5 protein-coding genes are annotated in these 6,639 nt (G+C 64.7%); all 5 read right to left on the reverse strand.

What is annotated here, in order from left to right:
• Positions 1–55: 55 nt before the first annotated feature.
• Positions 56–1,366: a tyrosine--tRNA ligase gene (tyrS, locus tag L979_RS09655; RefSeq protein ID WP_047692005.1), complete on the reverse strand. Its 1,311-nt coding sequence runs from the start codon at positions 1,364–1,366 to the stop codon at positions 56–58.
• Positions 1,367–1,397: 31 nt separating this feature from the next.
• Positions 1,398–3,680, reverse strand: coding sequence for an AAA family ATPase (locus L979_RS09660; RefSeq protein WP_156125531.1), 2,283 nt, complete (start codon positions 3,678–3,680; stop codon positions 1,398–1,400).
• 86 nt (positions 3,681–3,766) lie between these two features.
• A complete protein-coding gene (locus L979_RS09665) occupies positions 3,767–4,273 on the reverse strand; it encodes an adenine phosphoribosyltransferase (RefSeq protein WP_047692008.1) in 507 nt (168 codons plus the stop codon).
• A gap of 97 nt (positions 4,274–4,370) precedes the next feature.
• Positions 4,371–5,045 carry a DNA-3-methyladenine glycosylase gene (locus L979_RS09670; RefSeq protein WP_052209748.1) on the reverse strand — a complete coding sequence of 225 codons (675 nt, stop codon included), beginning with the start codon at positions 5,043–5,045 and terminating at the stop codon, positions 4,371–4,373.
• A gap of 34 nt (positions 5,046–5,079) precedes the next feature.
• Positions 5,080–6,528 (reverse strand): argininosuccinate lyase, encoded by a 1,449-nt coding sequence (gene argH / locus L979_RS09675; RefSeq protein ID WP_047692007.1) that lies wholly within the window; start codon positions 6,526–6,528, stop codon positions 5,080–5,082.
• Positions 6,529–6,639 lie beyond the last annotated feature (111 nt).

Raw genomic sequence — 6,639 nt, forward strand, 5'->3', positions numbered from 1 at the left:
CCGGGCCACTGTTCCCGTGAGAGGCGCCCCGTCCCATGGGCCACTCAGGTGACGGTCATCCCGTCACGGTCACGATTGCCATGTTCTTCTTGCCGCGCTTGATCAAGGCGTACTTCCCCAGAAGGAGTTCCTCCGGGGACAGCTGGGCATCAGCCCCTGTGACCTTGGTGTTGTTCACGGACACGGCACCCTCGGCCAGCATGCGCCGCGCCTCCGACTTGGACCCGGCCAACGGAGTCTCAACCAGCACGTCCACCAAGGCCAACTGTTCGGGTGACACCTGCGCCGACGGCAGTTCCTTGGCAAGGTCGGCCAGGGTTGCCTCATCGAGCTGGGCAAAGTCACCCTTGCCGAACACGGCCTCAGATGCGGCAATCGCCTGCCGAGTCGCGGACTCACCATGCACCAAGGTGTTCACGTCCGTGGCCAGCACCTTCTGTGCTTCACGTCGGAAGGGTTCCTCTGCCACCTTGCGCTCGAGTTCAGCAATCTCATCACGCGTGCGGAAGGTGAATACCTTGAGCCGATCAATCACATCGGCATCTGCCGTGTTGAGCCAGAACTGGTAGAACGCGTACGGAGTGGTCATCTCCGGGTTGAGCCAGATGGCGTTGCCTTCGGACTTGCCGAACTTGGTGCCGTCCGAGTTGGTGATCAGCGGTGTGCCGATCGCATGGACGTTGACGCCCTCGGTCTTGCGGATCAGTTCCGTGCCAGCAGTCAGGTTGCCCCACTGGTCAGATCCGCCGGTCTGCAGAACGCAGTTGTAGTCCCGGTAGAGGTTCAGGAAGTCATTGCCCTGCAAGACCTGGTAGCTGAACTCGGCGTAGGAGATGCCCTCATCAGAGTTCAGGCGCTTGGCCACGATCTCCTTCTTGATCATGGTTCCCACGCGGAAGTTCTTGCCCACCTCACGCAGCAGGTCAATGGCAGAGAGCTTGGAGGTCCAGTCCAGGTTGTTGACCATCCGGGCGGCGTTGGAGCCGTCGAAGGACAGGAAGCGTTCGATCTGCACGCGCAGCTTCTCCACCCATTCGGCCACGATCTCCCGGGAGTTCAGAACACGTTCGGTGCTCTGCCGAGGATCGCCGATCAGGCCCGTGGAGCCACCCACAAGACCCAACGGTTTGTGGCCGGCCAACTGCAGACGCCGCAGGGTCAACAGCTGGACCAGGTGGCCCAGGTGGAGGGAGGCGGCAGTGGGATCGAATCCGCAGTAATAGGTGATCGGATCGCCTGCCAGGACTTCTTCCAGCGCGGCTTCATCCGTGGACACGTGCACCAGGCCGCGCCACTTGAGTTCCTGCCAGACGTTGGGGAAGGAGGGATCGTTGTGCTGCTGATCGAAGTCAATGCTTTCCGTCACCCGCGCAAATTTACCAGCCCGTCACCACCGGTCACGACGCCGTCAGCCCGGCTGGCATGGCGCCGGCACCTATGATCCTCAACCGCTGGGTGGGACGGGTCATGGCCACGTAGAGGGAACCCACACCGTCATACTCCTCCACAATTTCCGAAGGTTCCACCAGCACCACGGAGTCGAACTCGAGGCCCTTGGCCTCCCAGGTGGAGAGCACCACCACGCTGTTCTCCACGCGGCGCATCCCGGCACCAACCTTCCCCGGAAGACGTCCGCTCAGGACCTCGCCCAGGTGCGCCACACGGTGCTCGGGGGCAATCACGGCAACCAGACCACCGGCCACAGCCTCAACTTCAGCTTGGGTCTGATCCGCAACCTCGGCGGCCAGGGCGGCGTCGTCGGTGTTGGTGGGCAACTGGGTGAGCAGCGGCGCCTGGCCTTCGCGGACAGCCTTGGGTGTGGAGATCTTCAGACGCGCGGCACGGGCCACAGCCACTGCGGCATCCGCAATCGCAGCGGGCGTGCGGTAATTGACGGTGAGCTCGTCCAGGGCAAAGCGGTCCCCCACAAACGGTTCAAGGGCCGCGTCCCAGGAGGTGGCTGCCGATGCTGCACCGCCCTGGGCGATGTCCCCGACCACGGTGAATGACTTCATGGGGCAGCGGCGCATGAGCACCCGCCACTGCATGGGAGTCAGTTCCTGGGCCTCGTCCACCACCACGTGCCCGTAAGCCCAGGTTCGGTCCGCGTGCGCTGCCTCGGCTGCCGTCATGCGGTACTCGGATTCCTCATTGAACGCGGTCAGGTCCGCAGCAGTGACCACCCCGTCCACGCCAACGTCCTCCAAGGACTGGTGCATGTTGTAGAGCGCTTTCTCGGCGTTCTCCGTGGCCTTGGCCCGCTCAGCCTCAGAAGTTCGGAAGCGCACACCGGCTTCTTCCAAATCACCCAGCAGTTCAGCGGCCTCGTCCAACAGCGGCACGTCCGAGACCGTCAGTGGGGCATCCGCTGCACGGGCCAGGAGGTCGCGCTGGGCTGAGGTGTAGGTGCGGAAGGCCGAATCCAGATAGTGCCGCTTGGCAAAGACCTGCCGCACCAGCGTCTCCGGGGAAACCGGCAACCAGCACAAGTTCAGCGCCTTGCGCACCTCCGGTGCCTGACGCAGGTCCTCCACCAGGTAGGAACGGTCAATGGCATTTCCGGAACGCTTGTTCAAATCCTGGCCGAGCCGATCCGCCAGTTCCCGCAGCACGATCTTCACAAACGTGGCCCGCGCCTGGTTGTGCGGCTTGCCCGTGGCCCGCGCCTTGTCCCGGGCACGGCGCACCAGTTTGCGCGGCAGCACCACCTCATAGGAGTCCGCACGCAACTTCTGGTCCGTGGCCGGAACCTTTTGGCGGTCCCGCACGGCCTGTCGGATCACGTCTGCCATGTCCAGACCGGCCTTGATCCGGGCAACCTCCCGGTTGCACTCCGGCACACCGTGCACCCCGGGATACAGGTCGGCCAGCGAGGACATCACCACGCCGGTCTCCCCCAAGGAAGGCAGCACGCGGTCGATGTACCACAGAAACGACGACGACGGCCCAACAATCAGCACACCCGACTTCCTCAGCCGTTCACGGTGTTCGTAGAGCAAATACGCGGCACGGTGCAGGGCCACAGCGGTCTTTCCCGTACCCGGGCCACCCTGCACCACGTGCACACCGGGCAGCGGTGCGCGGATGATGCGGTCCTGTTCGGCCTGGATGGTGGAGACAATGTCCGTCATCCGCCCCGTCCTCTTGGAGTTCAGGGCAGCCAACAGGGCACCTTCGCCCTGGAGCACACCGTCCTCCCCCAACATCTGAGGATCCAGGACGTCGTCCTCAATGGCAGTCACGTCCCGGCCGTCCAGGATCAGATGCCGCCGCCTACGCACTCCCATGGGATGACGAGCCGTGGCCTGGTAGAACGCGGCAGCTTCACGCGCACGCCAGTCCACCATCAACCGCTGATGGTCTTCCGTGGCCAGCCCGATTCGGCCGATGTACCGGGTGTGGGCGCCGTCGTCGTCCGTGGCGTCCAAGCGACCGAAGACCAAACGGTTGTCCACGGAATTCAGCTGAGCCAAACGGTCCTCGTAATGCGTGGCAAAGGCATCACGTTCGGAGCGGCTCTGGTGGTTGCTGCCCGTGTCCGTGCGGCGCACCCGGGCCAGTTCCTCCGCCTTCTCCTGACGCAGCGCATCCAGGCGGGCATAGAGAATCCGAACGTACTCACGCTCCACGTCCAACTGACGCTGAACCATTTGGGGCGTCTGAGTGGTGGCCTCGGTCATGCGATTGCTCTCCTCCGCTGAATACCGACCCACCATGGTAGTGCCGGGCGGCCTTTCGGGGCAGGTGGCTTCCGGTGAAGAGAACCTCACACGCGGTAAAGGGCCCGCACGCGGTGACCACCCAACTTGGCGCGCCCACGCAGGTCCGTCAGTTCCATGACCAGACCGAATCCTGCAATGTGAAGCCCGGCGCGGTGCAGCAGGTGACCCGTGGCCTCCAGCGTTCCACCGGTTGCCAGGAGGTCATCCACCACCAGGACTCGAGAGCCGCGGGGCAGGTCATCCGTGTGGACCTCCAAGGTGGCAGAGCCGTACTCCAGCTGATAGCTCTGCTTGAAAGTCTCCCGTGGAAGCTTGCCCTCCTTGCGGACGGGCAGCACACCGCAACCGGCCACATTGGCGATGGCCCCAGCAAGGATGAACCCGCGGGCCTCCACACCAGCCACACAGTCGAACTGGCCGTCAAAGGCATCCGCCAAGGCCTCCACGGTGCGTTTGAACCCGGGTCCGTCTGCAAACAGTGGGGTGAGATCCCGGAAGAGCACCCCGGGTTCGGGGTAATCGGGGATCTTGGCGCACAGACGATCAATCATCTGCTCAACGGATTCGGACGGCTGCGCGGTCTGCTGGTGATTCACAGGCGACATCGTAGCGGCTGCCCACCGCCCGTGCCGCGCCGCGGGCCTGAGATCAACGCCCTTTACGCGGGGCGGCAGCCCGGTACGGGGAGACCGTGGGGTCACCCGTCACCGCGAATCGCCAGGGGAAGCTCTCACCGTCACCACCAGGCCCGGACACCCCCGTCCGTGCCGTGACCGTGACCGCCTCCACAGCGTCCCCCAGTTCCAAGTGAACCCCCGGTTCCTGGGGATCGGCGGTCAGCGGGGCGGCGTCGTGATCCAAGGTCAGCCCGAGAGCTTGGGCAACATTGCCCGGTCCGCGCGCCAAGGCCACATCCGCAACGGCCGTGGAGCGGCGAGCCGCACGACGACGCCGCGCCAGCTCCTGCCCGTGGATGACCTCACCGGCGCGGATCAGGCAACCGCCGGCAGAGCCCACCGGGCGGCAGACCAGATTCACAGCGTGGTGCATGCCGTAGGTGAAGTAGACGTAGATGTGTCCGGGGGCTGCGAACATGGAGGAATTGCGCGCAGTCTGCCCGCGGTAGGTGTGGGCACCAGGATCCGGCAGGTCGGAGTCCGCGGGTCCACCGTAGGCCTCCACCTCAGTGATCCGCAGGGCCACGCGCCCCTCAGCACCGGTGGTGGAGAGCACCGCACCCAACAAGCGCGGGGCAACCTGCGGTGCCGGGGCGCTCAAGAGCTCCAGCACCGCAGGATCCAGTTCCGCACGTCCTTCAGGCATCCGGGCTGCTCGGCCTTTCAGATGGTTCAGGCGTTCAGGCCGAGACGATCGGCTGACGGTTTTCGAACGCGGCCAAGGCCTCCAGGCGTTCCTTCAAAGCGCTGAGCTGCTGGGACACCGCATCCGGGCCCGTGCCACCCTGGGAGGAGCGGCTGTTCAAGGAACCCTCCAGGGTCAGCACGCTGCGAACCTCCGGGGCGAGCCTGGAATCGATGGCGGCAAAGTCCGAATCGGTCAGGTCCCACAGTTCAATGTCCCGGGACTCGCACACGCGCACGGCATCGCCAGAAATCTCGTGAGCGTCCCGGAACGGCACGCCCTGGCGGACCAACCACTCGGCAATGTCCGTGGCCAGGGCAAAGCCCTGAGGTGCCAGTTCGGCCATGCGCTCGGTGTTGAACGTCAAGGTGGCCACCATGCCGGAGACCGCCGGGAGCAGAACTTCCAGCTGGTCAATGGCGTCAAAGACCGGTTCTTTGTCCTCTTGCAGGTCACGGTTGTACGCCAAGGGCAACGCCTTCAACGTGGCCAGCAAGCCGGTCAGGTCCCCGATCAAACGCCCGGCCTTGCCGCGAGCAAGCTCTGCCACATCTGGGTTCTTCTTCTGCGGCATGATCGAGGAGCCCGTGGAGAAGGAGTCATGCAACGTGGCAAAGGAGAATTCCTTGGTGGCCCACGTGGTGATCTCCTCAGAGATCCGGGAGACGTCCACGGAGAGCATGGCGCACACCCAGGCGAACTCGGCATACACGTCCCGGGAGGCAGTGCCGTCAATCGAGTTGAACACGGCAGAGTCAAAGCCCAACTCATCGGCCACCGCATTGGGATCCAGACCCAGGGTGGAGCCTGCCAACGCTCCGGAACCGTACGGCGACACGGCTGCGCGGGCATCCCAGTCCACAAATCGTTCGACGTCGCGCACCATGGCCCACGCGTGGGCCAGCAGGTGGTGGGACAGCAGGATCGGCTGGGCGTGCTGCAGGTGCGTACGGCCCGGCATGGGGGCATACGGGTGAGCCTCCGCCTGAGCAATCAGGGCACGAACCACGTCCAGAAGATCCTTGGCGATGATGGCGGCGTGATCACGCAGGTACATCCGCCCCAGGGTGGCGATCTGGTCATTACGTGAGCGCCCTGCACGCAGCTTGCCGCCCAGCTCCGCTCCGGCGCGCTCGATCAGTCCGCGCTCCAAGCACCCGTGGACGTCCTCATCCGATTCCGCCGGGACGTAAGCACCTGAACGAACATCCACTTCCAGACGGTCCAGGGCATCGATCATGCCGGTCAGTTCGGCGTCGTCGAGCAAACCCGCCCGGTGAAGAACCCGAGCGTGCGCGCGCGAACCGGCGATGTCATACGGGGCCAGGCGCCAGTCGAACTGCGTTGACCTGGACAGTGCCGCGAGCGCCTGATCAGGGCCGCCGGCGAACCGACCACCCCACAGCGCACCCTCATTGGTCCCGTGCTTGACGTGCTCGGTCATGGTTCCCCTTGCGTTGCTTCCAGAAGTGTTCGCCCCAGGATACGTGCGGCTTGGTGCAATGACGACGACGGTCGCCCTCCGTAGGCCGTCAAGCGAAGCAGGGCAAGGAGG

This window comes from Kocuria sp. ZOR0020, assembly GCF_000800955.1.
In the GTDB taxonomy this organism is placed as follows: Bacteria; Actinomycetota; Actinomycetes; order Actinomycetales; family Micrococcaceae; genus Kocuria; species Kocuria subflava.